The organism is Novosphingobium sp. 32-60-15, from assembly GCF_002280675.1.
GTDB lineage: Bacteria > Pseudomonadota > Alphaproteobacteria > Sphingomonadales > Sphingomonadaceae > Novosphingobium.
The window spans coordinates 1-26,040 of record NZ_NCEN01000002.1 but is presented as its reverse complement, the minus strand read 5'-3'; the positions used below and the strand labels follow the sequence as shown (position 1 = coordinate 26,040).

Sequence of the window (26,040 nt, the reverse complement as noted above, 5' to 3'; positions counted from 1 at the left end):
TTTTGAAGCGCTTTGTCAGACCGGCCAATCGCGGGTCTGGCTGAAGTCGGTTCCGCGCCGCCCCGGTCTGACCAACGGGTTGCCATCAAGGAAACCGTCAGCCGCCGGGTCGGTACGCGCCCAGTCCACTATTTCGCGACGGCAGCTAATGCGCCACTGCCCATTCTTGCAGGTGTATTCGTCAACATAACGCCCCGCGACGACCAGATCCTTGGCCTCGCCATCCTCAACCGTGCGATGCCAGGCATAGAAATAGACCTCGCCCGATGCCTCATCGCCCCGCACATCGATCTGCGCCTGCCCGATAATGTGCTGGCTGCCGCCCAGATCGGCCAGAAATCCTTGCGCAAAAGCAACGAATTCATCCGCCGTGCCCTGCATCAGCCCGCAATCCACCCAGGCATCGTCATGGAATGCGCTGCGGTGCAGTTCGGGATCAAGCCGGTCCTGCCCGCGCATGTAGCGGCACAGGCAATCGTGAATATCGCGGCGGGCACAAAGATCGCGTACTTCGGCTTCCATATCGAATGCCATCCGCTCAGCCCTCTGCCGCCAGATATTTGTCGATCACCATCTGGAAGTGCCGGATGCGCGATTCCTGATAATTGCCAAGGTTCTGCACGCCGGTGACACTGGCGCGGAAGCCTTGCTGCTGGGCGCGCAAGTTGTCCGTATCCTGATCATAGACATGGCCCATCGCCGCATCAAAGCCTGGCGCGGTCGCATAGCTGTCGCGTTCAGCCACATGGAACGGTTCTGGCGGTTCGGGCGCTTGCCCGTTTTCCGGATTGGGCCGCAGGAACAGGATTTCAAACAAGGTGCGGTTCGGATCGCTGCCGATCGGGCGGAAGCGATAGACCATCGGCAAGGACAGGCCGGGGAACAGCACCATGTTGGGGAACACGTGGTATTCGATGGTATCGATCATCTCGCTGTCCGAAACGGTCGACAGATCGCACTTGTAAACCGCGCCCATCACCTTGCGCAAATGACGGGCCATGACCGTGCGGGCGGTCTCGCCCTCCTTCACATCAAGGCTGTCATCGCGTGAATCCTTGTCGCCAAGAATCATCGTGGCCAGCAATTCCTTTTCGGAAAGCGGCTTGGCCAGGTGCGGGGAATTGACGCCACTGGCGGCATAGAACCGCGTTACCGTGTCGGAATGGCAATCATATTGTACGTTGGCATCGCCCACGCCCTTCAGCAATTGCGGGTGCGTTTCCAGCACGTGGTACGATTCAAGGAAGGCTTCCTGCGCCGTCTTCCAGTTGCACGGCAGTTCCTTGGACACGTGCACCGCAACATGGCGGTTGGCGATGTCCCAATCCTTGAAGTGCTCGGGCAAGGGCGAGAGGTATTCCTCAAGGCTTGGGCCTGAGGCACTGGGATTGATGAAGATGAAGCCGCCCCATTGGCCCACCCGCACTTGCGGCAGCGCGGTCTTGTCAGGATCGATATGGGCAAAATCCCACGCGCAAGGGACAGACTTCAGCGCGCCGTCATTGGACCACGTCCAACCGTGATAGGGGCAGCGCAGGCTGTCACCTGATCCCACGCCCTCGCCGCGCTTGAACTTGGTCGACCGGTGCAGGCACGAATTGACGAATGCGCGGACCGACATGTCCTCCTGGCGCACCACCACATAAGACAAATGCGCCACTTCGTACGTGTAGAAATCGCCCGGTTCAGGGATGTGATCTTCACGGCAGACCCACTGCCATGTCTTTTTCCAGATCTTCTCGATCTCGGCCTCGAAAATGCCCTGATCGAAATAGCGTTCAACCGAAACCGGCGCGCTGCCCAGATAGGCTGGCTGCTCCATTGTCAGTACGGCAGGCGGCGGCATGGCATCGCGACCCACAATTTCCTGAACGCTGGGCGCGCCGGGGCAGCGGATTCCTGCCAGATCATCGGCATCGGCAGGTTCGGGCAGGCCGTGGGGATTGATGGCTTCAAGCATAACTCTCTCCGACGCCGCCAATTAAAACCGGCAGCTTGGCCTGTTTTATGAACTGTACCCCGATTCGCCTCAACCTGTCTCTTGCACTAGGTAGGCCAGACAAGCTCGACCCGGCGCAGCGCACCGACAATGCCGGGCACGGGCGAAAGATCGCTTTGCGCACCGATTGCGAAGTCGGGAATGCGCTTCAGCCACTCCTCCAGCGTGATCGCCACCTCCTTGCGCGCCAGTTCCTGCCCCGGACACATATGCGCCCCGCTGCCGAAAGTGGAATGGCGCGCACGTTTGCGCGCAGGATCAATTACCAGCGGATCGGGGTTTACCGCAGCGTCAAGCCCGTGGACTTGTGTCGGGATGGCAATCATGTCTCCCGCCTTCAGGTGAACGCCGTAAAATTCGGTGTCATGGCGCACCTCGCGCGCAATCGACACCAGCCCGAAGCGTCGGAACAATTCGTTCACCACCGGCAAAGTGTCCGCCCCGCGCGCGCGCAGATCAGCGCGCAACCCTGCGTTGACGGCCAGTTCACACATGATGAAGCCCAGCACGTTGACCACCGTATCAAGGCCCGCCACCAGCACTTGCGTCGACAGTGACAGTGCTTCATCGCGGGTCAGGGTGCGGCCACCGATATCGGCGTTCAGCATCCCGCTCAGCATATCGTCGCCGGGATGGGCGCGGCGGGCATCCACCAGCGGGGCCAGATATTCAAAGAACGCCGCTTTGCCCTGCTCGAACGTCATGTCCATGCCGGGCCGCGTCATGCATTCGGCCCAATGGCGGATCTTGGGCGCTTCGGATGCGTCAATATCAACCAGCGCCATGAACACGCGGATGGGGAATTGTTCGGCAAATTCGGCGGTGAAATTGCAGTGCCCCCGCGCGGCAAACCCTTCGATCAGTTCAATCGCGGTGGCGCGGATGCTTTCGGACAGGCCACGGATGGTTGCAGGGTTCAGGTGCGCGTTCAGCAACTGGCGATAGGGGCGGTGCTGCGGCGGATCGATGGTCGTGGGGATCAACCCATGCTGCTCGCCAATCGATTTGGGCAGCACGATCACGCGCGATGAAAACCGCTCTGAATCAGACTGCACTTCCTGCAGCGCCTCGCCGCCCAGCGCAATCCAGTGGCCTTCATTGCGCGCCGTCCACACCACGGCAGGATTATGCGCGCTCAGGTCGCTCCATGCCTTGTGGAAACCATGCTCCACAAGGCCGGGCGGCATGTAAATGTCGATATCGACAACGCGGTCTTCAGGCACATTGTCCGGGCGCGCAGCAATCATGTCAGGTGATCCTCTTTGCTTGTTTTGCCAAGGATCATGCTTCACTCCGAAGCCGCTGGCGCTTGGCGTTTAGGATAGGGCGTTACCCCTGCCCCGCCCGGTCACCCCATAGTTTCGCCGTTATCGATCACGATGTTCGTGCCGGTAATGTGGCGGCCATCATCGCAGGCAAGGTACAGGACCATGTTGGCAATATCGATGGGCTGGCCCATGCCGTGGTTGTTCGCCTGATCAAGGCCTGCGTGATCGGTGGGCAATTGCGCCAGCGCCTGTGCGGTCATCGGCGTGACAATGCCGCCTGGCGCGATGGAGTTGCAACGGATGCGATAGTTCTGTTCGCGGCAATGCACCGCAATCGAACGGGTCATGCCGATGATGCCGGCCTTGGCAGCCGCATAGGCCGGGATCACGCTGATGCCCTTTATCCCGCCAACCGATGCCATGTTGATGATCGAACCCGAACCATCCTTGCTCATGTGCGGGATCGCCGCCTTGCACCCCAGAAACGTGCCGCCCGCCATCACATCGGTCTGAAGCTTGTACTCCTCGTAAGACAATTCCTCGACCGTGCCGAACCGCACCAGCCCGGCATTGTTGACCAGCGTATCCAGCCGCCCGAATCGCGCGATGGTTTGCGCCACCACTTCATTCCAGCGCGCTTCATCGCGCACATCATGGTGCAGGAACACGCAGCCGGGAATTTCGGCGGCAACAGCCTCGCCAAGATCGGCCTGCATGTCGGTAATCACCACTTTTGCGCCCTCGCGGGCCAACAAACGTGCGTCTTCCGCCCCCAATCCCGAAGCGCCGCCGGTAATCAGCGCAACTTTACCTTCCATTTTGCCCATGTCGGTTATCCTTATGCTGCCCAGTGGGCGTAAACGGGGTCTGCACTGCCAAAGCAGCCACGGTTGGTCAGCGCTTCGTAAAAGCCGTCGCGTTCCATCGTTGACGGGTGCGAATGGGTCCAATCCGCCACGAACGTGCGCGACTGGATCAGCCATTTGCCATCCCGCTTCACATAGCGGTCAATGTAACGCCCGCCGGTCAGCACTTCGGTTCCGGCCTGCACCATTTGCGCAATCGCGTAATGCTCGCCCACCGCTTCATGCCCGCGCACATCGATCCATTCGTTGGCCACCGAATGAAAGCACATTTCAAGGTTGGCCTGCACAAACGCTGCAATATCGCGCGCAAAGTCCTTGCCCGATCCGTTGACGACGCCGGAAATAACCGTGGAATCATCGGTAAATATCGATGCCAGCAAAGCTTCATCGGCGCGGTCCACCCCGCGCGCATAGGCCATGCACAAATCGTGGATTTCAGCTTTGGCCAAAGCTGCTTCAAGCGCAGCTTCGCGGTCTGGTGTGGCAGTCATGTGTGTTCCTCGTGCAGAGGCTGCGTGAAAGGCGAGCAGCGCGCGGCCCGGATCGGCTGCGCCTTTTGCGCCTGCGGGCACATAGTGATCGAGCGCGACGGGCGGATCGGTGCGCACGGCGGTGTTCGGGCGGTTGCTGTTGCCATCCAGCACATATGTGCGATGCGAAAGCCGCCATTGCCCGTCGCGGCATTCGTGGCGGTCAAGGTAGCGCCCGAACACCCAGCGTTGCAGCTCTGCCTCTTCAACATAAGCAATCACATAGGATTCAGACGTGGCGCGGTTGCCATCAACCCTGATCCAGCAATTCGATGTGCGGTGCAACGTGGGCAAGGTGCCCTTCTGCGCATCGGCCAATATCGCCACCAGCGTGGCCGCAGGGCCTGCGAAAAAGCCGTAATCAACGGTGGCATCATCATGATAGGCCGCGCCCAGCAAATTCGCATCGGCACGGTCAACGCCCCGGCTGTGCAGCGCCAGCGCATTGGCAATGCCAGCGCGGGCGATAAAATCGTCAGTCCCGATCAAGGCGGGTGTCCTCATAAAAAGGTGATCATGTCGCTTGCAAACGCGTCCCGTAGCGTCGTCGCCACACCTTCGTCATTGCGAGCCCCGTGAAGCGGGGAGAAGCAATCCAGAGCGGTGTGTAACGCCTCTGGATTGCTTCGTCGGCTTCGCCTCCTCGCAATGACGAGGGAGAGTGTTTGCATAGAGTAAAGCCGCCAAAAAAGTGCCCCGGTTACAGTGAAGCAACCGGGGCCAGGGAGGATTTCAGATCAGAAGTTGAAGCCTGCCGAAACGCCGAACTGGCGTGGCGGGGCGTAGCCGACCAGACCCATGTAACCGGGGCTGTCATAGACGGTCGAGATGTAACGCTTGTCGAACAGGTTCTTGCCCCACAGGCCGATCGAATACTTCTTGTCCGGCCCGTAATATGTCAGCAGCGCATCGACATAGTACGTGGGCTGGATGGTCGAACGCGGGGTGTTGACCACGGCGGTGTAGAACTTCGATGCGGTATACATCCAGCTGACATCGGCCACGATGCTGCTGTCATTGGGCAATTGCGTGGTAAAGTTTGCGCCCAATGTCGATGCCCAGCGCGGCGCATTCTGCAAGGCAAAGCCTTCCAGATCGAGTGTGGCCGCCGCTACCGGATCGAAATACAGGAAGTTCTTGTACTTCGTATCCAGGTAGGCAAGCGATCCGCGCAGCGTCAGGCCTTCAACCGGCACGGCCTGCATTTCCAGCTCGAAGCCTTTGATTTCAGATTGCGCCGCATTGAGAATGCGGTTGCCCTGCACGTTGGTGTCAGGATCGAAATAGATCTGCGCAACCTGCATGTCGCGATAGTTGGTGTAGAACACCGACACGTTGGCGCGGACACGGCGGTCAAAGAAGTCGGCCTTCAGACCGGCTTCGAATGTATCGACCTTTTCCGGACCATAAGGCGTGTCGCCATCTGCTGCCACACCGATACGGCCCGTAAAGCCGCCCGATTTGAACCCGCGCGCCCAGCTTGCATAAAGCAACTGGTTCTGCGCCAGTTCGTAATCAAGCCCGATTTTCCAGCCGACATTGTTCCAGCTTTTCTTGCCGCCCACATCAAGGCTGCCGGGGAACACCACATCGAACTTGTCCCACTGCGCCGATGTCAGCGCTTCACTGCCAAGCCCGGTGTCGAGCGTTGAGCGCGCATCGATCTTGTCATGCGTATAGCGGATGCCTGCCGAAAGCTTCAACCGGTCGGTCAGCTGGGTATAAGTCTGGACAAACGCCGAGAACGATTCCGTGCCCTGATCCTGCACATTGTACTGGATCAACCCTGGCAGCGCGAAGTCCAGATGGTACATCTGGTAGTGGTTATAGTCCGTCTTGAGGTAAAACAGACCGGCCACGGCATTGAAGCTATCACCCACATCGAAGGAACTGCGCAGTTCCTGGCTGAACTGCCAGCCCTGCGTGCGGCGGCGCGTGGCGTTGTTGGTTTTCGCGGTGCCATCCTGATCAGTATATTCGAACAGGGTGAAACGCTTGTAGCCGGTGATCGCCGTAATATCGCCCAGCGCGGTATTGTCGTACTGGATCGTGCCGATAAAGAACTTGGTCGTCATGTCCGACTGGTCAGGCACTTCGTTGTTGCCCGAGAAATATTCGTCAGGCGCAACGCAGGGCTGGTTCGGCACGGCGCACGGGCTGCGATACATCGGCAGCTTGGCACCGTTCCAGAACGTGCCTTCGGGAACGTAATTCGCCTCGCCGGGCAAACCGCCGTTGACGACAACCGGCGCACCATTGCGTGCGGCCACATATTCACCCTGAAGCGTGACCGTCAGATCGGAATTGGGCGTGATGCGCAACTGGCCGCGCACCGCGTCCACGTTCTTGCTGCCCATGTCCTCGCCATTCCAGACGTTCGTTACCCAGCCATCGCGCTGCGTGTGAATGCCCGAAACTTTCAGGCTGACGACATCTTTAACCAGCGGCGCTTCGATAGAAGCGTTCACATCAAACCGGTTCCAGTTGCCATATGTGCCGCGCAGATAACCGCCAAATTCGCCGGTGGGCTGGTTCGTCACGACGTTGACAACGCCGCCTGTGGTGTTTGCACCAAACAACGTGCCCTGCGGCCCGCGCAAGATTTCAACGCGGCCCGTGTCATAAGTATCAAGCAGCGCGCCCATCGAGAAGAACTGCGGCACGCCATCGACCACGATCGACACGGTGTTGCCGGCATAAGGATCGGGTTCGATCACGCCGATGCCGCGAATGGTGAACACCGCATTGTTGGGCGTATTGGCAAAGTTATCGATCTGCACGTTGGGAACCGAACCTTGCAGCGCCTGCAACGTGGTCACGTTCATGGCTGAAAGCTGTTCGCCGCTAACCGCTGCAATCGAGATCGGCACCGACTGGATGCTCTCGGCCTTCTTTTGCGCTGTGACGATGATTTCGCCGATGCCGCCCGTAGTGGCTTCGGCCTGCGCCTCTTGCGCCCCGGCGAACGTCGGCGCGGCAACAAATGCCAAGGCCGAAAGACCGGACATCAGACGAATGGCGTGTCTCGCTTTCATCATTTCCCTCCCATGTAAGGGCGCCAGCATTTCACGCTGGTCGCCTCATTTCTCGAATCACCGAATAACCGGCTAATCTGCCTGTTTTATGATCCAAACCTTGGTTATGTGCCTACTAGCGGTTTTGTCAGGAGGTCTTGGCAAGCGTGAAAAGGCATGACAGGACAATGACGATGCCCGGTTCCACCATGCAAAAGCGAATGCTCGCCGCAATGCGGCCCACCCCGTTGGCTGATGAGCCGGTGCGGTGGCAGCAGCGCAAGTCTGCGCAAACACGGCTTAAAATGCTGGAAGCGGCGGTCGATTGTCTGGTCAGCGGTGGCTACGCAGGTTTGACCACGGCGCAAGTGGCGGAACGCGCAGCCGTGTCACGTGGGGCCATGCACCACCACTTTGCCACCCGTATCGATCTGGTGGCCGCCGTCGTGGATCACATCTTCTACCAGCGCATCCGCCTGTTCCTTGACGATTATCTGGCGGCAATGGCGCAGCGCGGTGATGAAGAACTGATCGATCTGGCAACGCAGGCGCATTGGCGCAGTGTGCAAACGCGTGAATATGCCGCCTATCTTGAACTGGCCGTCGCGGCGCGCACCGATCCTGAGCTCAACGCTGCATTCGAACCCGCCGCACGCCGTTATGACGAGGTGTGGACCGCCGAGATGATTGAATCCTTCCCGCAATGGCGCGACCAGTGGCACGCGATGAAGCTCGGCAGCGATTTTGCCATTGCGGTGCATTCGGGCCTGCTGCTGCATCGCCCGGTATTCGGGCAGGACCGCATTGATATGGTGCTCAAGCTGTCGATGCAGGCCATCAGCGCGCTCTATAAATCATAACGATTACCGGGCATTACGATTACTGGCAGCATTGCCCGGAACGAAAGTGGGAGAACACACCAATGGCTACCATCGCAATTACCGGCGCAGGGCGCGGGATCGGGCTGGAACTGGCAAAGCAGCATGTCGCAGCAGGTGACCGTGTGCTGGCGCTGGTGCGCGATCCGCAAGGTGCAACCGCGCTGGCCGCTCTGGCTGCGTCATCGGGCGGCAAGTTGACAGTCCATCAAATGGACGTCGGCAACGATGCCTCGGTGAAGGCCGGTGCTGCCGACACCGGCAACGATGCTATCGACATCCTCTACAACGTGGCCGGTGTCGCCGGACCAGTAGCGCCTGAACTGGAAAGCGCGGACTGGGCGGCATGGGACGATGCCATGCGCATCATGGTCCAAGGCCCGCTGCGCGTGTTGCAAGCATTCCTGCCCCGTCTGCATGCAGGCGCAAAAGTCATCAACCTGTCCAGCCAGCTTGCCGCATCCACATGGCCTTATGGCGGGTTCTACGCTTATGTTGCAGCCAAGGCCGGGCTTAACCGCATGATGCGCTCTGTCGCGATTGATCTCAAGGATCGCGGCGTGATCATCGGCCTTGTCCATCCGGGCTGGGTGCAAACCGATATGGGCGGCGAAGGTGCCGACATCACGCCGCAAGAAAGCGCCACCGGCATCCGCAATGTCGCGGCCAACTGGACGCTCGAAACATCGGGCGATTTCCTGAAATGGAACGGCGAACCCCACGCCTGGTAAGGAGCCGCAACAATGCCGTTTACCGGACCAATCGAAGATCGCACCGCCATCCGCGAATTGATGGATACCCACGCTCACGGCGTGATGACCAAGGACGCCGACCTGTGGGGATCGATCTGGGCAGAAGACGCCTATTGGGAATTGCCCGACTATCCCGATCTTGGCGGCTTTACCGGCAAGGACGTGATCGTTTCAGGCTGGGTGGAATCGTTGAAGCATTACGGCTTGGACAATTGCACCAAACCGATGATCTACTTCATGCAGCCCGGATCCATCGAAGTGGACGGCGATAAGGCCAATGCCATCGCCTATACCATCGAAATTTACGACGATCCCGCAACGGGCAAACGCATCCACACCACCGGACGCTACACCGACGAACTGCGCAAGATTGACGGCGCGTGGAAATTCACGCGCCGGTCCTACCGCACGGTGTTTGCGGATTGAAAAGGGTGGGGCGGAGCAGCAATGCCCCGCCCCACTTGTCCCATCAAACCTGGCTGAAACCGCCGTCCATCAGGAATTCGGTGCAAGTGACAAAGCTGGCCGCTTCCGAACACAGATAGACCACGCCGCCGCCCATTTCATCAGGGCGGCCCATGCGGCCAATCGGATGATTGGCCACAATGCCCTGCAACGCCACTTCGCGTGATGGCACCGCGCCCAGTTCAACATAACGGTCCATGATCGAACCCAGCATGCCGGTATCGATCCCGCCGGGATGCACAGAATTGACGCGGATGTTGTACCCCAGCGCCGCAAATTCCGCGCCAAGGCACTTTGACAGCATCATCACCGCCGCCTTGCTGGTGCAATAGGCCGCGTTGAAGGCCGCGCCGCGCAATCCGCCAACGCTTGAGAAGTTGACCACCGAAGCGCCACCCTTGCGCGCCTTGCCGCCCTCGCGCAGCAGCGGCAGCAACACCTGGGTGCCGATGATCACCGCATCCACATTCACCGCATTCACGCGGTGAAAGTCGGAAAGCGGCGTTTCATCAAACTTGGTGACGATGGAGATACCGGCGTTGTTCACCAGCGCATCCAGCCGCCCGTACTTTTCCTGCACCAGCGCCGCCACCGCCTGCCATCCGGCCTGGCTGGTCACGTCATGCTGCAAATAATGGTCCGCACCTTCGATATCGGCGGAAGGCGCCATATCCGTGGCGATCACCACGGCATTGGCGGCCTTCATCGCCTTTACCAGTTCGCGGCCAATCCCGCCGGCGGCCCCGGTGACCACAGCCACCACATTGTCCAAAGCGATTGTCATTGCGCCGTATATCCCCCGTCGATCACCAGTTCGGTGCCGGTCATGTAGCTTGAATCTTCAGATGCCAGGAAGAACGCAGCCGATGCCAGTTCCTCCGGTTGGGCCAGCCGCCCAATCGGCGTCATGCCCACCACACCTGCCACCAGATCATCAGGCTTTTCGGCAAAACCCTGATCGACCCAGCGCTGGAAGCCCGCCTTCAGCAACGGCGTTTCAACAAAGCCGGGGTGCAGCGAATTGGCGCGGATCGGCATCTTTTTCTGCGCAAATTCAATCGCGATGCCCTTGGTAAACAGCCGCACCGCGCCCTTGCTGGCGTTATAGGCCGAAACCTCGTTCATCCCCACCAGCCCCATGATCGAGCTAACATTGATGATCGATGATCCACCGCGAAACTCGGTGCCGCTTTGCGCCATCAACGGCACGAAATGCTTGGTGCCAAGGAACACGCCATCGACGTTGATCGACATGATCCGCCGCCAGCCGTCCATCGAAAGCTCTTCAACCGGGCCGGTCAAATCGATGCCCGCATTGTTCACCAGGATGTGGCACTTGCCATGCCGTTCCTTGACCAGCGCAACCGCGCGCTCCCAGTCTTCTTCCTTGGCCACGTTCGCGCTGATATAGCTGGCGGCCTGACCAAGCTGTGCCATCACGCCCTGCACCGTATCGCTGTCTTCAGCGTCAAGGTCCGACAGCACCACTTCGGCACCCTCGGCCAGAAAACGCTGGGCGCAGGCAAGGCCGATCCCGCGAAGACCGCCCGATACGAAGGCAACGCGGCCCTTCAGCCGTTGTGCAGATAATTCCATAATGCTCAAACCCCCATCATTCCGGCGGTTGTCGCGCCATCGATTGCGTATTCCGCGCCGGAAATGAACCCGGCCTCGTCACTGGAAAGATAAGCGACCAGCCCCGCCACTTCATTCAACTGCGCCATGCGCTTCAACGGTGCCATGCCTTCATACATCGCGCGCGCCGCCACAGGATCGGGCTGCGCGTTCATGATCTGCTGGATCAGCGGGGTTTCCACCACGCCGGGCAAAATCGCATTGACGCGGATCTTGTAGCCCTGCTGCCCGCAATGCACCGCGGCTGATTTGGCCAGCGCGCAAACTGCCGCCTTGGTGACGGAATAGGTCACATAATTGCCCAAGGGCCGCGTGGCGTTCATCGATGAATTGACGATGATCGAACCGGCAGGGCCTTCGGGATTGCGCTTCATGCCGAGGATGGCGTTCTGTACGGTCAGCATCACGCCGGTCTGGTTGACCGCCACGACATTGTCCCAGCCTTCGATCCCCACATCCTCGATGCTGCCATCGCCGCTTTCGGTGCCCGCATTGGCAAAGGCGATGTCCAGCCGGCCTTCGCTGGCGATGATTTCATCGATCAATGGCGCCCAGGCTGCTGCATCCTGCACGCGGTGCTTGCGAAAGACCGCGCCGGTTTCTGCCACCAAGGCAGCAGCGGCCTCTTCCTTCGATCCGGTGAACCACACCTTGGCACCCTCAGTGGTCAGCCGCGCAACGGTGGCTGCGCCGATGCCGGTGGTGCCACCGGTGACAAGCGCGACTTTGCCTTCAAGTCTTTTAGACACTGTTCTCTCCCGCGAGAATCCGTAAGAAATTATGGATAGAGTGGTTACGCCTGCCGCGCCCATGTGCAACCTATGCTTTCAGCAAGGTGACTCGGGCGCGCGGGTGGGACAAAACCGGCAGCATTGCCCGAGATGCGGGCGTGAATCGTGGGTGAGGAAACGAAAATGGCTGACAGCGATCCCAACATGGGTGGTGGCAGGGCACGTTGCGAGGCAATCAGCTGGCAGGATCTGCTGGCGCAGGATTCGCGTCCCGCACCTGCCATCCTGACCGAGGAAAGCTACGAATACCGTGGCTCTGAACCCTTGGACGCAGCCCGCTATACCAGCGAGGATTTCGCCCGTCTTGAGCGTGAAAAGATGTGGCCCCACGTCTGGCAATTTGCCGCACGTGAAGAGGACATCCCCGAAGCTGGCGATTACACCGTGTTTGAAAACGCGGGCCGGTCATGGCTGATCAGCCGTCAGGAAGATGGCAGCGTCAAGGCCATGCATAACGTCTGCCTGCACCGTGGCCGCAAGCTGCGCACCGAAGATGGCACGGCGGATAAATTCACCTGCCCGTTCCACGGCTTTGCCTGGAACAAGGACGGCAGTTTTGACGGCATGCCCTGTTCGTGGGACTTCAAGCACTTGTCGGCTGAAAAGATGTCCCTGCCGCAAGCCGAAGTGGGCCGTTGGGCAGGCTATATCTTCCTGCGCGAAGAAGCGGGCGGCCCCAGCCTTGAGGAATACCTTGCCCCCCTGCCCGACTTTTTCAAACGCTGGCGGCATGAAGAATGCACCACCGTCATCTGGGTGGCCAAAGAAGTTCCGGCCAACTGGAAAGTCACCGCAGAAGCCTTCATGGAAGCGTGGCACACGGTCGTCACGCATCCGCAATTGCTACCTTTCACCGGTGATGCCAACAGCGCCTACTGGATCTATGGCGACAATGTGAACGTCAATCATGTGCCGTTCGGGATCATGTCCCCGCACGTCGACCCAGATGGCAAGACGCAGCAGTGGATCGTTGACGAATTCTGCAAATACAATGGCCGCAGCGCTGACAATTATGATGCATCGGGCGATCCTTTCGCCGTCAGCGTACCCGAAGGCATGACGGCGCGCGCAGCCCTTGGTGCTGCGATGCGCGCAGGCTACACCGCGCAAACCGGCTATGACCATGATCACGCCACCGACGCCGAACTGCTGGACGGCCTTGTTTACAACGTGTTCCCCAACTTCGCGCCGTGGGGCGGCTTCATGCCGAACATCGTCTATCGCTGGCGTCCCGGAAAAACGCCTGACACCTGCCTGATGGAAGTGCGCATCCTTGCCCGTGTCAAAAAGGGCGATCCCATGCCGCACGGCGTGCCCATGAAGCTGTTGTCCAACGACCAGAAGTGGACCGATGCGCCCGAACTTGGCGTGTTGGGCCACGTCTTCGAACAGGACATGGACAACCTGCCTTATGTGCAGGACGGCCTCCACGCCTCGAAAACCGGCCAGATCAACCTTGGCGATTATCAGGAAATCCGCATTCGCCAGTTCCACCAGACGCTGGACAAATACATCAACGCAGAGGCCGCTGAATGACCGATACGGCGCATCCCCCCCGCATCAACTGCGTGTTCATCTGTGGCGGCGTGTGGCACGACATGGACTTCGCACGGCTTGAACTGCTCAAGCTGCTGGCCGAGGACCCATCCGTGTGCACCCGCGTGTTCGAGGATTACGAAAACATCGCGGCCATCGAAGCGGCAGACATTCTCATCACCTATACGTGCGATGTCACCCCTTCGCTGAAAGCGCAGGAAGCTTTGCGGGCATGGCTGGAAAAGGGCGGGCGCTGGTACGCGCTACACGGCACCAATTCGGTGCTGCGCCTGCTGTCGGAAGGGCCGAACAAAGGCCTGTGGGATGCGCCGCGCTGGGCCCCCTTGATGATGGACATGCTCGGCAGCCAGTTCATCAGCCACCCGCCCATCGCGCCCTATACCGTCACCGTGGCCGATCCCGATCATCCGCTGACCCAAGGGATCGAACCGTTCGAAACCACGGACGAGTTGTACCACATGGAATGCCACGGGCAACTGCACGTCCTGCTGGAAACCGAATGCACGGCCCCCGGCACCGGCTTTGTCGAGGCCGCAGACGCCATCGGCAACCATCCGGTCATGTACCTGAAGGACCACGGCGCAGGTGCGGTGCTTTATAACACACTGGGCCATTGTCGCGGTCATTATGACCTTCAACCCATGCTCGACTGGTGGCCAACGGTGGATCGCTGCGCTTGGGATCTGCCGGTGTTCTACGACCTGCTCCGGCGCGGAATAGCCTGGCTGAAAGACCGCCCGGCCAAGGCCTGAACCCCTAGCAAACCCTTTAGTTCGTCATTGCGAGCGAAGCGAAGCAATCCAGAGGGTACTGCACCGCGCTCTGGATTGCTTCGCTTCGCTCGCAATGACGAAGTGGTTTTTCCTTCTTTCCCCCCTCCCGCTTGCGGGGAGGGGGCGGGGGTGGGCTTAAAGCCTATGCGCCTCCCTCAAGCCACTTTGGCAAACCGGTCCAGCGCAACTTCGGGATCATCGGGCCAGCGCGAAATCGCCAGCAGGCGTTTGTGGCCTGAACCGATGAACAGTTCATCGGTCACGCCCATGCCGCCGTGGAACTGGATCATCTCGTGCCCCAATTCCACCGCCGCCGGCGCAACAAACGCGCGCAGGCCAAACACAGCAGACGAAAAGCGGTCCGATCCGGCAGACACGATGGCCAGATTGAGCAGCGCGCGCGCCTGTTCGATGGCTGCATATTGCGCGGCCATGCGGTGCTGGATTGCCTGGAAGCTGCCCAGCGTCACGCCGAACTGTTCACGCGTCCGCAAATAATCCAGCGTTGCATCAAACAGGCACTGCATGATCCCCACCGCTTCGGCAGACCGCGCCAGCGATGCCAGCAGATCATTGTCGGCAACGTCTGCCAGCGATCCGCCAAGACGGACAGCAGGTACAGCGCTCAGCGTCAAAGACACCGCAACTGTGCCATCCACCATACGCCACGGATTGACTGACAGCCCCGGCGCATCAGCGGCGACAAAGTACATCGCCACGCCATCAGCACTGGCAGGAGCGCCGCTTTCACGCACTGAAACGATATAGCCGTCCACCCCGGCACCTGCCGGTACGCAAGACTTTGCACCGTTCAACGCGCCATTGGCATCAACGCTGGTTTCAACAAAAGTCCGGCCCCCACGCGCGCGGTGTTCGGCATGGGCCAGCGCGATGCGGCGGCTGCCCATTGCCAGCGCTTCCATCCACGCAGCCTTGATGTCATCGGGCGCCACCCGTTCAAGAAGGCGCGCGGCCACCATCACGTTTTCGATCAGCGGTTCAACCACAAGCCCTGCGCCCAGCGCTTCAAACACCGTGGCAATGGCCGTGGCGTCAAGCGACATGCCGCCGCTCTCTTCGGTCAACGGCGCGGCAATCAGCCCCAGTTCGCCAAGCATTGCCCACATCTCGGGCGAAAAACCATTGGCACCGTTCAGGTAACCGCGACGGGAATCAAAGTCGTAATTATCGGCAACGAAGCGCTCGGCCAAAGCCTTCAGCATTTCCTCGTCTTCGTTCAGGTCAAAATTCACGCAACCTCTCCTCCGAGGCAACCCTTACCACTGTCCAAGGCCCCGCCACGCTGCGCAAAAGACTAGGCAATTTTGCTAATCGCGGCGTTGTTTAGCAAGCCCGCGACCGGTATGGGTACGGCAATAAGAACAGGAGAGGTTTGTGCAACTTTCAGTCGAAGCCATCGACGCAGTCCGGATCGTAAGTCCACAAGACGTGCGCCGCGCGGCCGAGGAACTGCACAAGATCGCCATGGCAGCGGGGCTGCGCGCCGCCCCCGCCCACGATATTGCTGACAAACGCACGCCGGTTGATGCCGATGGCAACATCCTTGCGCGTGACGTTTTTGGCTGGAATGATGAAAAAGTGTGGTGGCGCAATTCGCGCATCGCGCTCGATTCGCCCATCACATCGGCCTGCCGGTTTGAAAGCGAACCCTTCTGGGTCAATGCCAGCGGGTTTCACACGCGCCAGCCCAACCATTACCTGACCGCGATTGACCTGACGAACTTTGAAACCCGCGCGATGACGCGCAGCGCCATCGTTGTGCCGGTGCACTTGCCGTTCGGGCAGATCGGCGCGGTCAGCTTCAATCCGCTGGATTCGTCGATCACCGAACTGGACGATGTGTTCCTCGAAATCGGCGATGCGCTGGGCATTTATGCGCGCACGTTCATCGCCAGCTATGTCCACGCGATGGGTTCGGCCCAAGCCCTGCCATCAGGATCGCGCCTGTCCAAACGCGAAGTGGAATGTCTGCGCTGGGCCGCAATCGGCAAGACCGACCTCGAAATCTCGATGATCATGAGCCGCAGCCGCGCCACTGTGCGCTTCCACATCCACAACGCCTCAATGAAGCTGAACGCGGTCAACCGCAGCCAGACCGTGTTCAAAGCGGCGCAGCTCGGCTACATTTCGCTCGCCACCTGATCTGCCCCACCGGTCTTTGACTTCGCGGCGATCTTTGGCCTTGCGGCGAACCGGCGCGTTCGCGTCCTTAATCTGTCATACTGGTAAAAGGGACAACCCTAGCGTTTTGCAGAGTCGGCAAAGTGGCATTTCAGGTGGCTTAAGGGGACAACTAAAGAATCGCAGTTGATCGGGAGAGTAATGCAGACCACCGGGCACGCCATTGCAGACGGATTGTTCACCGATGAGGCCCAACCCCGGCTGATCGGCGGACAAGACCTTGAGAGCGGGCGGATCGTCTTTCCGTGCCCCCCCGGTGACCGGTTTGCCCCCATCCCGTTGTCCCGCACCGGCACGTTGTGGTCCTACACTATCCAGCGCTATCGCCCCAAATCGCCGCCTTACGCCGGTCCCGAAGCCTTTCGCCCTTGGCCGGTCGGCTATGTCGAACTGCCCGGACAAGTCATCGTCGAAGCGCGCCTCACCAATGTCGATTTTGACGCCATCACCATCGGTATGCCGCTGGAAATGATCCTGATACCGCTCGATCCCGATGCGGCAGAGCCGGTCTGGATTTACGCCTTTCAACCCATCGGAGCCAGCGCATGAGCGGGGACGTCTGCATCGTCGGCATCGGCATTCACCCGTTTGGCCGCACCGATGGCCTGTCCGGGCTTGATCAGGGCGTGGCCGCCGTACGCACGGCATTGGCCGACGCCGGAATAGAATGGCCCGACGTCCAGTTTGCCTATGGCGGATCGGATTCTGCGGGCAATCCCGATACGATGGTCGAACGGCTCGGCCTGACGGGCGTGCAGTTCATCAACGTGCGCAATGGCTGCGCGGCCGGTGGCTCTGCCCTGTTTTCGGCGCAGATGGCGATCAAGTCGGGCGAATTTGAAATCGGCATGGCCGTCGGCTTTGACAAGCACCCGCGCGGCGCGTTCAACGCCCTGCCGTCCGAATATAACCTGCCCGAATGGTACGGCGATGCCGGCTACATGATCACCACGCAATTCTTTGCGAACAAGATCACGCGCTACATGCACGAACACGGGATCAGCCAGACATCGCTGGCGCGCGTGGCCAACAAGGCGTTCCGCAATGCCGTCCACGCCGATCACGCATGGCGGCGCGAACCGGTGGATATCCAGACCATCCTTGATGCGCCCTTGGTGTCTGATCCTTACACCAAATACATGTTCTGTTCGCCCGCAGAAGGCGGCGTTGCGCTGATCCTTGCCAGTGAAAAGAAGGCGCGCGAACTGGGCAAGCCGCTGATCCGGCTCAAGGCCGCCGCGATGCGCACACGCCCGCCCGGCAGCTTTGAAGTATTCGCCCCGTCCATCGACATTGGCGGCGGCAAGGCCACGGCCACCCGCATCGCCAGCGCCGATGCTTTCCGCATGGCCGGCATCGGGCCTGAAGACATTGCCGTTGCCCAATTGCAGGATACCGAAGCGGGCGCCGAAATCATGCACATGGCCGAAAACGGCTTTTGCGCAGACGGCGATCAGGAACGTTGGCTGGCCGAAGGGCTGACCGAAATCAGCGGCAAACTGCCCGTCAACACCGATGGCGGCTGCCTTGCCTGCGGTGAACCAATCGGCGCATCGGGCCTGCGTCAGGTTTACGAAAACGTCGTGCAATTGCGCGGGGATGGCGGCGGACGCCAGGTTCCGGGCAATCCCAAAACCGCATTCACCCATGTCTATGGCGCGCCGGGCGTTTCGGCCGTGACCATCCTCGAACGCTGATAGAACCGATGGACATCAACCTTTCACCCGAAGAACTGGCTTTCCGCGACGAAGTGCGCGCCTTTCTGGCCGCCAAGTTGCCGTCTGAAATCAAGGACGGGGCCGCCGCATCGCCCACCGTGTTCGTCGAACCCGATATCGGCCAGCGCTGGAACGCGATCCTGAATGAAAAGGGCTGGCTCGGGTATCAATGGCCTGTCGAAGCAGGCGGCACGGGCTGGAGCCCGGTTCAGCGCTATATCTTTGAAAAGGAATGCGCACTCGCAGGCGCTCCCAACCTGACCGTGCTCGGCCTCAAGCTTGTCGCGCCGGTGATTTATACGTTCGGCACACCCGAACAGAAGGCCAAGTACCTGCCCCGCATCCTGTCGGGCGAGGATTACTGGTGTCAGGGCTTTTCCGAACCCGGCAGCGGATCGGACCTTGCCAGCCTGCAATGCCGCGCCACGCTTTCGGATGATGGCACGCATTACAAACTCAACGGCTCGAAAATCTGGACCACGCACGCGCACTGGGCCAACAAGATGTTCGCGCTGGTCCGCACCGATACCGAAGGCAAAAAGCAGGCGGGCATTTCGTTCCTGCTGGTCGATATGAACCAGCCCGGAATATCGGTGCGCCCGCTGCTGACGCTCGCAGGCGATCATGAAGTCAATCAGGTCTTCCTTGAAGACGTGATCGTGCCGGTGGAAGACCGCGTGGCCCAAGAAGGCGATGGCTGGAAGCTGGCCAAGTTCCTGCTGGAAAACGAACGCGGCGGATCATGCCATTCGCCAAAGCTGGAATACGATCTTGGCCAGATTGAAAGCGCCGCAGCCCACGAACCCGATGGCCGTGGCGGTGTGCTGGCCGATGATGCCGAATGGAAGCGCCGCATGGCCAAAGTGCGCCTTGGCATCCAGTCACTGGAAATGATCGAGCTGAAAATCCTGTCGGAAGTGGCCAAGGGCCGCCCGCCGGGTCCGCAAACGTCGCTGTGCAAGCTGCTGGCGTCAAACTTGCGGCAGGATGTCGATCTGCTGGCCGTCGATCTTTACGGCACCGCCGGTTTGCAGCTTGAATTTGCAAGGCCCTTCTATGGCGACAATGCTCCGGCCCCGGTGCATTCCAAAGCGGCGCAAGTCGCCTCGGCCCGCTATCTGAACAGCCGCGCGTGGACAATTTTTGGTGGAACCAACGAAGTGCAGTCGGGCATCATCGCCCGGACTGTGCTCGGCCTATAAGGGAACTGACAGGATGCAGCTGAGCCGCGAGGCGCTATTGCGCGCTTACCGCCAGATGAAGGTGATCCGCGAATTCGAGGAACGCCTTCATACCGATATCCAGACCGGTGAAATCGCCGGGTTCACCCACTTGTATTGCGGGCAGGAAGCCGTCGCGGTCGGTGTGTGCGAACATCTTTCGGTTGAGGACAAGATCGTCTCCACCCATCGCGGCCACGGCCACTGCCTTGCCAAGGGCTGTGACGTGAACGGCATGATGAAGGAAATCTGGGGCAGCCGCGAAGGTCTTTGCAAAGGCAAGGGCGGATCGATGCACATTGCCGATATCGACAAGGGCATGCTGGGCGCAAACGGCATCGTGGGTGCAGGATCACCCATCGCGGTGGGCGCAGGGATTGCCTGCAAGATCGATGGCAAGGGTCATGTTGCCATCACTTTTTCGGGCGACGGTGCCTGCAATCAGGGCACCACGTTCGAAGCAATGAACATGGCCGTCGTCACAAAAGCGGCCACAATTTTCGTGTTCGAAAACAACCACTATTCAGAACACACCGGCTTTGAATACGCAGTCGGCACGCAGCGCGACATCGCCAGCCGGGCCGAAGCATTCGGCATGAAGGTCTGGCGCGGCGATGGCACCGATTTCTTCAGCGTGTTTGAAACCATGCGCGAAGTGCTGGAATATGTCCGCACCCCCGGCAATGGTCCGGCGGCGGTCGAATTTGATACCGAACGCTTCTTCGGCCACTTCGAAGGCGATCCGCAGCGCTATCGCGGCCCGGGCGAGTTGGACCGCATCCGCGAGTTCCGCGATTGCCTCAAGAACTTCCGCAAGAGCGTGACCGATGCAGGCGTGCTTGACCACGCCGATCTTGATGCGCTGGATGCCGAAGTATTGGAAGCCATCGAAGAGTCCGTGCGCCAAGCCAAGGCAGCTGATCGTCCCACCGCCGAAGACGTCCTGACCGACGTCTATATCTCGTACTAAGCCGGGGAGCGGACTTATGCCAAAAATGATGTACCGCGACGCCGTTGTTACAACGATCGCAGAAGAAATGGCCCGCGACGAAAACGTCGTCTGCCTTGGTGAAGATATTGTCGGCGGCATGGGCACGCCCGGCGGCCCCGAAGCCATCGGCGGCATCTGGTCAACATCGACCGGCCTGTTCGGCAAATTCGGCGCAGACCGCGTGATCGACACGCCCATTTCGGAAAGCGCGATCATGGGCGCGGCAGCGGGCCTTGCGCTTTCGGGCAAGCGCCCGATTGCCGAGCTGATGTTTGCCGATTTCATCGGCGTGTCGCTTGACCAGATCTGGAACCAGCTCGCCAAGTTCCGCTACATGTTCGGCGGCAAGACCAAATGCCCTGCGGTCATCCGCATGGCCTATGGCGCGGGCTACAACGCCGCGGCCCAGCACAGCCAGGCCGTGCACCAGATCCTGACCGGCATGCCCGGCCTGAAGGTCGTCATGCCCAGCACCCCTGCCGACGTGAAGGGCCTGCTGCGCACCGCCATCCGCGATGATGATCCGGTGATCTTCCTTGAACACAAGGCGCTTTACGGGATGAGCGGCGAAGTGCCCGACGATCCTGAATACATGATCCCGTTCGGCCACGCCCGCCTCAGCCGTGCAGGACAAGACGTCACCATCGTTTCCACCGGTCTTCTGCTCGGCTTCTGCGAAGCGGTGGCCGACAGGCTGGCCGCCGAAGGCATCGGCTGCGACGTGATCGACCTTCGCACCACCAGCCCGCTCGATGAAGAAACCATCCTGGATTCGGTCGAAGTCACCGGCCGTCTGATCGTGGTGGACGAAGCCCCGCCACGGTGCAGCCTTGCGGGCGACATTTGCGCACTGGTGGCCGAAAAGGCCTTTGCCGCGCTCAAAGCGCCACCTTTGGCCGTCAATCCGCCACACACCCCCGTCCCATTCGCGCGCGAGCTGGAATCTGCCTACCTTCCTTCGGTCGACAAGATCGAAGCGGCGGTGCGCAAGGTTCTGGCCTACCGCTGAGGAGCCGCGACATGGCCAATATACGCCCGTTCTGCATGCCCAAATGGGGCATCGAAATGACAGAAGGCACCATCGCCGAATGGATGGTCAAGGAAGGGGACGCCTTTACCAAGGGCCAGGTCCTGTGCCTGATCGAAACCGCCAAGATCACTAACGAGGTTGAGGCAGAATATGACGCGGTGCTCAAGCGCCTGCTGACGCCTGCCAGCGAAGACGCGCATCCCGTGGGCGCGCTCTTGGGCGTGTTTGCCGATGCCGATACGCCCGACGCTGAAATCGATGCCTTCATCGCAGGCTTCAAGCCCGCTGAAACATCGGTTGCGGCAAAATCAGGCGGCAGCGCACCTGCGCCTGCCCCTGCTGCCCCCGCTCCGGCTGCGGCAGAACCTGCTCGCGCGCCCAAGAAGATCGTCACCAACCGCGCGATCAGCCCCGAAGCCTTGAAGCTTGCCGAGGCCGAAGGCGTGGACATTGAACCCATCGCCGGATCGGGCCGCAATGGCCGCATTACCTATCAGGATGTGGTCCAGGCCACCCGCCCCGAACGCGCCGCCGCATTGAAGGGCAGCGCCACACTGGTCGAAGACAGCCCCGAAGCTTTCGCATCGCCCCTCGCCCGCCGCCTTGCCGCACACCACGGCATTTCGCTTGCCGGCATCACCGGCACCGGCCCGCGGGGCCGCATTTCCAAGGCCGATGTGCTGGCGCTGGTCAAGCCGGTCACGGCGGCAGCGCCGGTGTTCGGTGCGGCATTCGAACTGGTCGCCAATCCCGCCACGGTCCAGCCGTTCGACAAGATCCGCAAGGTCGTGGCCAAACGCCTTACCGAAGCCAAGCAGACCATCCCGCACTTCTATCTGCGCGCATCGGCGCGGGTGGATGATCTGATGGCCTTGCGCAAAACCGCCAATGTCGTGTTGGGCACGAAGGCATCGATCAACGATTACATCGTCAAGGCCGTCGCCCTCGCGCTGGTGCGCCACCCGGAAGTGAACGTGCAGGTGCACGGCGATGCAGTGCACAGCTTTGCCCATGCCGATGTGTCGATCGCCGTGGCCAGCCCCAAAGGTCTGGTCACGCCCATCGTGCGGCAGGCAGACCGTATGCATATCGCCCAGATTGCCGCCACCACCCGTGCCCTGATCGACAAGGCCCAAGCCGGCAAGCTCGGCTATGAAGACATGGACGGGGGCACCTTCTCCGTCTCCAACCTCGGCATGTTCGGCATCGAAAACTTCGATGCGATCATCAACCCGCCCCAAGGCGCGATCCTTGCCGTGGGCGGGGTGAACCGCGTGGCGACAGAGGCGGAGAATGGCGACATTGCCTTTGAAAGCCGCATCTCCTTCACCCTCTCGGTCGATCACCGCGCAATTGATGGCGCGGCGGGTGCGCAGTTCCTGCAAACCTTCAAGTCCCTGCTCGAAGCACCGGAAGGGCTGTTCGCATGACCCGCAAGATTACAGACCTCGGCCCCGTTGGCCAGCTTGCCTATTTGCCGCAAGACTTTGATTCAGCGGTAAAATACTGGACTGAAACGATGGGCGTCGGCCCGTTCTACCTGATGGAGAACGTGGCGCTGGGCGATTGCAAGTATAAGGGTGTGCCCACCGGCGCAGTCTTCTCCATCGCCATCGCCTATTGGGGTGATGTCCAGATCGAGCTGATCCGCGCGGAAAATGCCGAACCTTCAATCTATACCGGCGAATACGCGGTGACAGACCGCCTGCACCACATCTGCATCTTCGTGGATTCCATCGAAGAAGCGCGCGCGGCCTGTGCCGAGGCGGGCGCGGAAATCCTCGTCGAAGGAACCGTCGGTGCAGATGGCGCGGTGATCTATGTCGATCCGGGCCAAGGCCCCGGCCACGTCATCGAACTGCTGCAGAACATGACCGGTGCCGACGGCATTTTCAAGATGATCAAGGACGCCGGCAAGGACTGGGACGGATCGGAGCCCTTGCGCAAGCTGGGCTGATCCCCCCGCAGCCGCAAAATGCGCACGGAATCATCATGCCCAAACCCGGCGCAGATTGAATTGTAATACGGGGAAAGCGTCTCCCTTCGCGGCCAGCCGGGGCGGCCAGCGAAGGGAGACTGCCGGTGTAGGCGCGCGAGGCAAAGGCACGCCTACGAAGCTTTTGCCCTTAGGATCGAAGGGCCATCATGCGATAAGATTGTGCAGCCCGGCGCAAACACCAACCTGCACTGAACATGAACGGAGCATAGGTTAATTTTTAGTTAATGCAGCACCTAGCGCATCGGAAATGGACTATTACTGATTACATTTATGTAAGCAATCGAATGCATTAGCAAACATGGCCGCAGGCCGCGCGGCGCTGCCAAAAGGCAGCCTGTCCATTTCGGACGGAACGTTTTTGCGCTTGATTCAAACGGAATTCAGCCGGTTAGCATGGCCCGGTCCATGGTCAGCGTTACGATCAATCCGGTACTGGCCCAGTCATAGGCTATCGATCCGCCCAGTTGCCCGGCAACGCTGCGTCGCACCAATTTGCTGCCAAAGCCTTCGCTGCCATCGGGCCTGGTAACTTCGGGGCCGCCATGTTCAGTCCATGTCAGCACAATCTTGCCGTCAACCGCCTCGCTGGCAACATCGAGCGTGCCCACCGGCACCGATAGCGCGCCGTATTTCATCGAATTGGTCGCCAGTTCGTGGATCACCAGCGCAAGGCCGGTCGCCGCGTTTTCGCCCACGCCCATCCGCTCAACCGCCACGCGGATACGGCCCATGAACGCGCCTTTTTCGTCATAAGGGGCCAGCAACAATGACAGCAGATCGCCCAGCAGTGCGGCCTGGCCCTGTCCATTGGGCAGGGGGCGTACCAGATCATGCGCACGGCCCAGCGCCGACAAACGCTCGGTCAATTCGCGCGCCATTTCCTCGCACGTCTTGGCCGATCTTGATGATATTGCGGTCAGTGCCGAGGCAATTGCCAGCAGGTTCTTTACCCGGTGGCTCATTTCACCTGCCAGCAATTCGTGGCCCTCTTCGGCCTGCTTGCGCCCGGTGACATCCAGGAAAATGCCGAACATCGTGCGCCCGACAATGCCCACATCTTCGCCCTGCCCGCGCGCGGCAATCCAGCGCACTTCATCGCCAATCAGGATGCGGAAATCGGTTTCATAGGGGCCCAGAATAACGCGGGTGGCGGTAAAGGCTGATCGCACCCGGTCCCGGTCAGCCGGGTGGACATGCGCCGAAAGCTGTTCGAATGTCACATGGTCATGGGGTTTCATCCCCCACAGTTCGAAACCCATTTCATCCATGGTGAAGGCATCGGTATCAACGTTCCATGCCCACAGCGCCACCCCTGCAGCCGCAACCGCGCGCGCCAATTGCTTTGACGTCCATTCATGCGGCATTGGAGCATTGGCAACCATATGAAATTCCGTAGTTTCCCGCGCCCCTAGCCCGTCTCTAGGCCTTATGTCCGGCAAGGCAAACCGCAAATGCGAAGGCGCCCACAAAGGCAAAGGCTGCGCCAGACCTGCCCCTAAGATCATGCGCAATGGCGCGTATGGAGTGCTGTGAGGGTTGTTACGCATCGGACCCTAACACTGATCTTCAAGGTCGCAGCCTATTCCCTCAGCAAGAAATGTCTACGCGCCGCCACAGATCGCAATTTATTCGCATGTTTCCAAACATCGAAGGGATGTTTCAAGATGCTAGCCTGGTTCGAAGCCGTCGCGCCGATCCGCCAGAAGTTTGGCTTCCTGCTTAAGGCATTAGCGTTTGCAGCTTCGTTGAACTTTGTCGGAATAGGTCTGGCATGGGCTTTCCCCGAAGCGGGACTGGCGGTTTCATTGGGCTTTGCCGCGCTGTCATTCGCGCTGGTCATCACCATCATGGTCATGGCCGCCGAACGCATCTGCACGCCCTATGTCAACACCGTCTTGCGGATGGAGGCATTGGCCGCTGGCGATACCCGCAGCCCGATCCAGTACACCCACCATACCGATTGCGTTGGCCGGATGACCAAGGCCATGACCAAATTCGGTGAAACCATTGAAAAAACAACGGACCTTGATACGCAGCAGCGCATCATCGCAAAGATGAACCATGCGCTTTCGCGTCTGGCAGAAAACGATCTGACTGCTGAAATTCGCGAGCCCTTCCCCGGCGATTACGAAGACATGCGGGTGAACTTCAATCGCGGCCTTGGCACAGTTTCGGCCACCATGTCCAAAATCCGCGAACTGGCAGAGCACGTCCTGCGCGGCAGTGATGAAATCAACGCAGCTTCGGCCGATCTGGCCCAGCGCAATGAGCGCCAGGCCGCCAATCTGCAGGTCGCCTCAAACGCGATGGGCGGCGTTACCGCAGCGCTGACCAATACGGCAGCGCAAGCGC

The 26,040-nt window shown here is 60.1% G+C and carries 25 protein-coding genes; 14 read left to right on the top strand and 11 right to left on the bottom strand.

Going from position 1 to position 26,040, the window contains the following annotated elements; all coding sequences use genetic code 11:
- Positions 1–15 precede the first annotated feature (15 nt).
- From B7Y89_RS01640 to B7Y89_RS01615, 6 genes are all read right to left on the bottom strand, one after another.
- Positions 16–534: a nuclear transport factor 2 family protein gene (locus B7Y89_RS01640; RefSeq protein WP_292935121.1), complete on the bottom strand. Its 519-nt coding sequence runs from the start codon at positions 532–534 to the stop codon at positions 16–18.
- A gap of 4 nt (positions 535–538) precedes the next feature.
- Positions 539–1,960, bottom strand: coding sequence for an aromatic ring-hydroxylating dioxygenase subunit alpha (locus tag B7Y89_RS01635; protein WP_292935120.1), 1,422 nt, complete (start codon positions 1,958–1,960; stop codon positions 539–541).
- Between the two features lie 86 nt (positions 1,961–2,046).
- On the bottom strand, positions 2,047–3,246 hold the full coding sequence (locus B7Y89_RS01630) for a cytochrome P450 (protein ID WP_292935119.1): 1,200 nt from the start codon (positions 3,244–3,246) through the stop codon (positions 2,047–2,049).
- Between the two features lie 101 nt (positions 3,247–3,347).
- The gene (locus tag B7Y89_RS01625) at positions 3,348–4,094 is read right to left on the bottom strand and encodes an SDR family oxidoreductase (protein WP_292935118.1); all 747 of its coding nucleotides are present in this window, start codon (positions 4,092–4,094) and stop codon (positions 3,348–3,350) included.
- Between the two features lie 11 nt (positions 4,095–4,105).
- Positions 4,106–5,167, bottom strand: coding sequence for a nuclear transport factor 2 family protein (locus B7Y89_RS01620; RefSeq protein WP_292935116.1), 1,062 nt, complete (start codon positions 5,165–5,167; stop codon positions 4,106–4,108).
- Positions 5,168–5,400: 233 nt separating this feature from the next.
- On the bottom strand, positions 5,401–7,701 hold the full coding sequence (locus B7Y89_RS01615; RefSeq protein WP_292935114.1) for a TonB-dependent receptor: 2,301 nt from the start codon (positions 7,699–7,701) through the stop codon (positions 5,401–5,403).
- Positions 7,702–7,871: 170 nt separating this feature from the next.
- On the opposite strand from B7Y89_RS01615, the gene B7Y89_RS01610 reads away from it, so the two are divergent.
- From B7Y89_RS01610 to B7Y89_RS01600, 3 genes are all read left to right on the top strand, one after another.
- Entirely contained in the window at positions 7,872–8,537 is a 666-nt protein-coding gene (locus tag B7Y89_RS01610) for a TetR/AcrR family transcriptional regulator (RefSeq protein WP_292935112.1), read from the top strand.
- Between the two features lie 62 nt (positions 8,538–8,599).
- A complete protein-coding gene (locus B7Y89_RS01605) occupies positions 8,600–9,286 on the top strand; it encodes an SDR family NAD(P)-dependent oxidoreductase (RefSeq protein ID WP_292935110.1) in 687 nt (228 codons plus the stop codon).
- A 12-nt stretch (positions 9,287–9,298) separates the two neighbouring features.
- On the top strand, positions 9,299–9,733 hold the full coding sequence (locus B7Y89_RS01600; RefSeq protein ID WP_292935108.1) for a nuclear transport factor 2 family protein: 435 nt from the start codon (positions 9,299–9,301) through the stop codon (positions 9,731–9,733).
- 43 nt (positions 9,734–9,776) lie between these two features.
- Here the strand turns inward: B7Y89_RS01600 and B7Y89_RS01595 are convergent, their stop codons facing one another.
- The 3 genes from B7Y89_RS01595 to B7Y89_RS01585 are packed head-to-tail and all read right to left on the bottom strand — an operon-like array spanning position 9,777 to position 12,156.
- Complete coding sequence (locus B7Y89_RS01595; protein WP_292935106.1) at positions 9,777–10,556, bottom strand: SDR family oxidoreductase; 780 nt, start codon at positions 10,554–10,556, stop codon at positions 9,777–9,779.
- Positions 10,553–11,368, bottom strand: coding sequence for a glucose 1-dehydrogenase (locus B7Y89_RS01590; RefSeq protein WP_292935104.1), 816 nt, complete (start codon positions 11,366–11,368; stop codon positions 10,553–10,555). The genes B7Y89_RS01595 and B7Y89_RS01590 overlap by 4 nt, the downstream gene beginning before the upstream one ends.
- A gap of 5 nt (positions 11,369–11,373) precedes the next feature.
- A complete protein-coding gene (locus tag B7Y89_RS01585) occupies positions 11,374–12,156 on the bottom strand; it encodes an SDR family oxidoreductase (protein ID WP_292935102.1) in 783 nt (260 codons plus the stop codon).
- 165 nt (positions 12,157–12,321) lie between these two features.
- Here B7Y89_RS01585 and B7Y89_RS01580 point away from each other — a divergent pair, with 165 nt between their 5' ends.
- Positions 12,322–13,734: an aromatic ring-hydroxylating dioxygenase subunit alpha gene (locus B7Y89_RS01580; protein ID WP_292935100.1), complete on the top strand. Its 1,413-nt coding sequence runs from the start codon at positions 12,322–12,324 to the stop codon at positions 13,732–13,734.
- The gene (locus B7Y89_RS01575; protein ID WP_292935098.1) at positions 13,731–14,507 is read left to right on the top strand and encodes a ThuA domain-containing protein; all 777 of its coding nucleotides are present in this window, start codon (positions 13,731–13,733) and stop codon (positions 14,505–14,507) included. Before B7Y89_RS01580 ends, B7Y89_RS01575 begins: the two co-directional genes overlap by 4 nt.
- Before the next feature lie 176 nt (positions 14,508–14,683).
- On the opposite strand, the gene B7Y89_RS01570 is transcribed toward B7Y89_RS01575, so the two are convergent.
- Positions 14,684–15,781, bottom strand: a complete 1,098-nt coding sequence (locus tag B7Y89_RS01570) for an acyl-CoA dehydrogenase family protein (protein ID WP_292935096.1) — start codon at positions 15,779–15,781, stop codon at positions 14,684–14,686.
- A 142-nt stretch (positions 15,782–15,923) separates the two neighbouring features.
- Here B7Y89_RS01570 and B7Y89_RS01565 point away from each other — a divergent pair, with 142 nt between their 5' ends.
- From B7Y89_RS01565 to B7Y89_RS01530, 8 genes are all read left to right on the top strand, one after another.
- Positions 15,924–16,691: a LuxR C-terminal-related transcriptional regulator gene (locus B7Y89_RS01565; RefSeq protein ID WP_292935094.1), complete on the top strand. Its 768-nt coding sequence runs from the start codon at positions 15,924–15,926 to the stop codon at positions 16,689–16,691.
- A gap of 180 nt (positions 16,692–16,871) precedes the next feature.
- Entirely contained in the window at positions 16,872–17,279 is a 408-nt protein-coding gene (locus B7Y89_RS01560; RefSeq protein ID WP_292935092.1) for an OB-fold domain-containing protein, read from the top strand.
- Positions 17,276–18,427, top strand: coding sequence for a thiolase family protein (locus B7Y89_RS01555; RefSeq protein ID WP_292935090.1), 1,152 nt, complete (start codon positions 17,276–17,278; stop codon positions 18,425–18,427). The genes B7Y89_RS01560 and B7Y89_RS01555 overlap by 4 nt, the downstream gene beginning before the upstream one ends.
- 8 nt (positions 18,428–18,435) lie before the next feature.
- Positions 18,436–19,650 carry an acyl-CoA dehydrogenase family protein gene (locus tag B7Y89_RS01550; RefSeq protein ID WP_292935088.1) on the top strand — a complete coding sequence of 405 codons (1,215 nt, stop codon included), beginning with the start codon at positions 18,436–18,438 and terminating at the stop codon, positions 19,648–19,650.
- 13 nt (positions 19,651–19,663) lie between these two features.
- Positions 19,664–20,638 (top strand): thiamine pyrophosphate-dependent dehydrogenase E1 component subunit alpha, encoded by a 975-nt coding sequence (locus B7Y89_RS01545; RefSeq protein WP_292935086.1) that lies wholly within the window; start codon positions 19,664–19,666, stop codon positions 20,636–20,638.
- Between the two features lie 16 nt (positions 20,639–20,654).
- Entirely contained in the window at positions 20,655–21,668 is a 1,014-nt protein-coding gene (locus B7Y89_RS01540) for an alpha-ketoacid dehydrogenase subunit beta (RefSeq protein WP_292935084.1), read from the top strand.
- Between the two features lie 11 nt (positions 21,669–21,679).
- Positions 21,680–23,119, top strand: coding sequence for a dihydrolipoamide acetyltransferase family protein (locus B7Y89_RS01535; protein ID WP_292935082.1), 1,440 nt, complete (start codon positions 21,680–21,682; stop codon positions 23,117–23,119).
- The gene (locus B7Y89_RS01530; protein WP_292935080.1) at positions 23,116–23,646 is read left to right on the top strand and encodes a VOC family protein; all 531 of its coding nucleotides are present in this window, start codon (positions 23,116–23,118) and stop codon (positions 23,644–23,646) included. The genes B7Y89_RS01535 and B7Y89_RS01530 overlap by 4 nt, the downstream gene beginning before the upstream one ends.
- Positions 23,647–24,068: 422 nt before the next feature.
- Here the strand turns inward: B7Y89_RS01530 and B7Y89_RS01525 are convergent, their stop codons facing one another.
- Positions 24,069–25,070, bottom strand: coding sequence for an HWE histidine kinase domain-containing protein (locus tag B7Y89_RS01525; protein ID WP_292935078.1), 1,002 nt, complete (start codon positions 25,068–25,070; stop codon positions 24,069–24,071).
- Between the two features lie 282 nt (positions 25,071–25,352).
- On the opposite strand from B7Y89_RS01525, the gene B7Y89_RS01520 reads away from it, so the two are divergent.
- Positions 25,353–26,040 (top strand): methyl-accepting chemotaxis protein (locus B7Y89_RS01520; RefSeq protein WP_292935076.1); only part of this gene is annotated, 688 nt, incomplete at its 3' end.

Excerpts from the sequence above, each read along its gene's own strand:
- B7Y89_RS01580 (WP_292935100.1), top strand. The coding sequence starts at position 12,322 with ATGGCTGACAGCGATCCCAACATGGGTGGTGGCAGGGCACGTTGCGAG.
- B7Y89_RS01590 (WP_292935104.1), bottom strand. The coding sequence starts at position 11,368 with ATGGAATTATCTGCACAACGGCTGAAGGGCCGCGTTGCCTTCGTATCG.
- B7Y89_RS01640 (WP_292935121.1), bottom strand. The coding sequence starts at position 534 with ATGGCATTCGATATGGAAGCCGAAGTACGCGATCTTTGTGCCCGCCGC.
- B7Y89_RS01625 (WP_292935118.1), bottom strand. The coding sequence starts at position 4,094 with ATGGGCAAAATGGAAGGTAAAGTTGCGCTGATTACCGGCGGCGCTTCG.
- B7Y89_RS01630 (WP_292935119.1), bottom strand. The coding sequence starts at position 3,246 with ATGATTGCTGCGCGCCCGGACAATGTGCCTGAAGACCGCGTTGTCGAT.
- B7Y89_RS01635 (WP_292935120.1), bottom strand. The coding sequence starts at position 1,960 with ATGCTTGAAGCCATCAATCCCCACGGCCTGCCCGAACCTGCCGATGCC.
- B7Y89_RS01615 (WP_292935114.1), bottom strand. The coding sequence starts at position 7,701 with ATGATGAAAGCGAGACACGCCATTCGTCTGATGTCCGGTCTTTCGGCC.
- B7Y89_RS01525 (WP_292935078.1), bottom strand. The coding sequence starts at position 25,070 with ATGGTTGCCAATGCTCCAATGCCGCATGAATGGACGTCAAAGCAATTG.
- B7Y89_RS01605 (WP_292935110.1), top strand. The coding sequence starts at position 8,600 with ATGGCTACCATCGCAATTACCGGCGCAGGGCGCGGGATCGGGCTGGAA.
- B7Y89_RS01575 (WP_292935098.1), top strand. The coding sequence starts at position 13,731 with ATGACCGATACGGCGCATCCCCCCCGCATCAACTGCGTGTTCATCTGT.
- B7Y89_RS01530 (WP_292935080.1), top strand. The coding sequence starts at position 23,116 with ATGACCCGCAAGATTACAGACCTCGGCCCCGTTGGCCAGCTTGCCTAT.
- B7Y89_RS01545 (WP_292935086.1), top strand. The coding sequence starts at position 19,664 with ATGCAGCTGAGCCGCGAGGCGCTATTGCGCGCTTACCGCCAGATGAAG.
- B7Y89_RS01560 (WP_292935092.1), top strand. The coding sequence starts at position 16,872 with ATGCAGACCACCGGGCACGCCATTGCAGACGGATTGTTCACCGATGAG.
- B7Y89_RS01555 (WP_292935090.1), top strand. The coding sequence starts at position 17,276 with ATGAGCGGGGACGTCTGCATCGTCGGCATCGGCATTCACCCGTTTGGC.
- B7Y89_RS01540 (WP_292935084.1), top strand. The coding sequence starts at position 20,655 with ATGCCAAAAATGATGTACCGCGACGCCGTTGTTACAACGATCGCAGAA.
- B7Y89_RS01550 (WP_292935088.1), top strand. The coding sequence starts at position 18,436 with ATGGACATCAACCTTTCACCCGAAGAACTGGCTTTCCGCGACGAAGTG.
- B7Y89_RS01535 (WP_292935082.1), top strand. The coding sequence starts at position 21,680 with ATGGCCAATATACGCCCGTTCTGCATGCCCAAATGGGGCATCGAAATG.
- B7Y89_RS01610 (WP_292935112.1), top strand. The coding sequence starts at position 7,872 with ATGCCCGGTTCCACCATGCAAAAGCGAATGCTCGCCGCAATGCGGCCC.
- B7Y89_RS01600 (WP_292935108.1), top strand. The coding sequence starts at position 9,299 with ATGCCGTTTACCGGACCAATCGAAGATCGCACCGCCATCCGCGAATTG.
- B7Y89_RS01595 (WP_292935106.1), bottom strand. The coding sequence starts at position 10,556 with ATGACAATCGCTTTGGACAATGTGGTGGCTGTGGTCACCGGGGCCGCC.
- B7Y89_RS01620 (WP_292935116.1), bottom strand. The coding sequence starts at position 5,167 with ATGAGGACACCCGCCTTGATCGGGACTGACGATTTTATCGCCCGCGCT.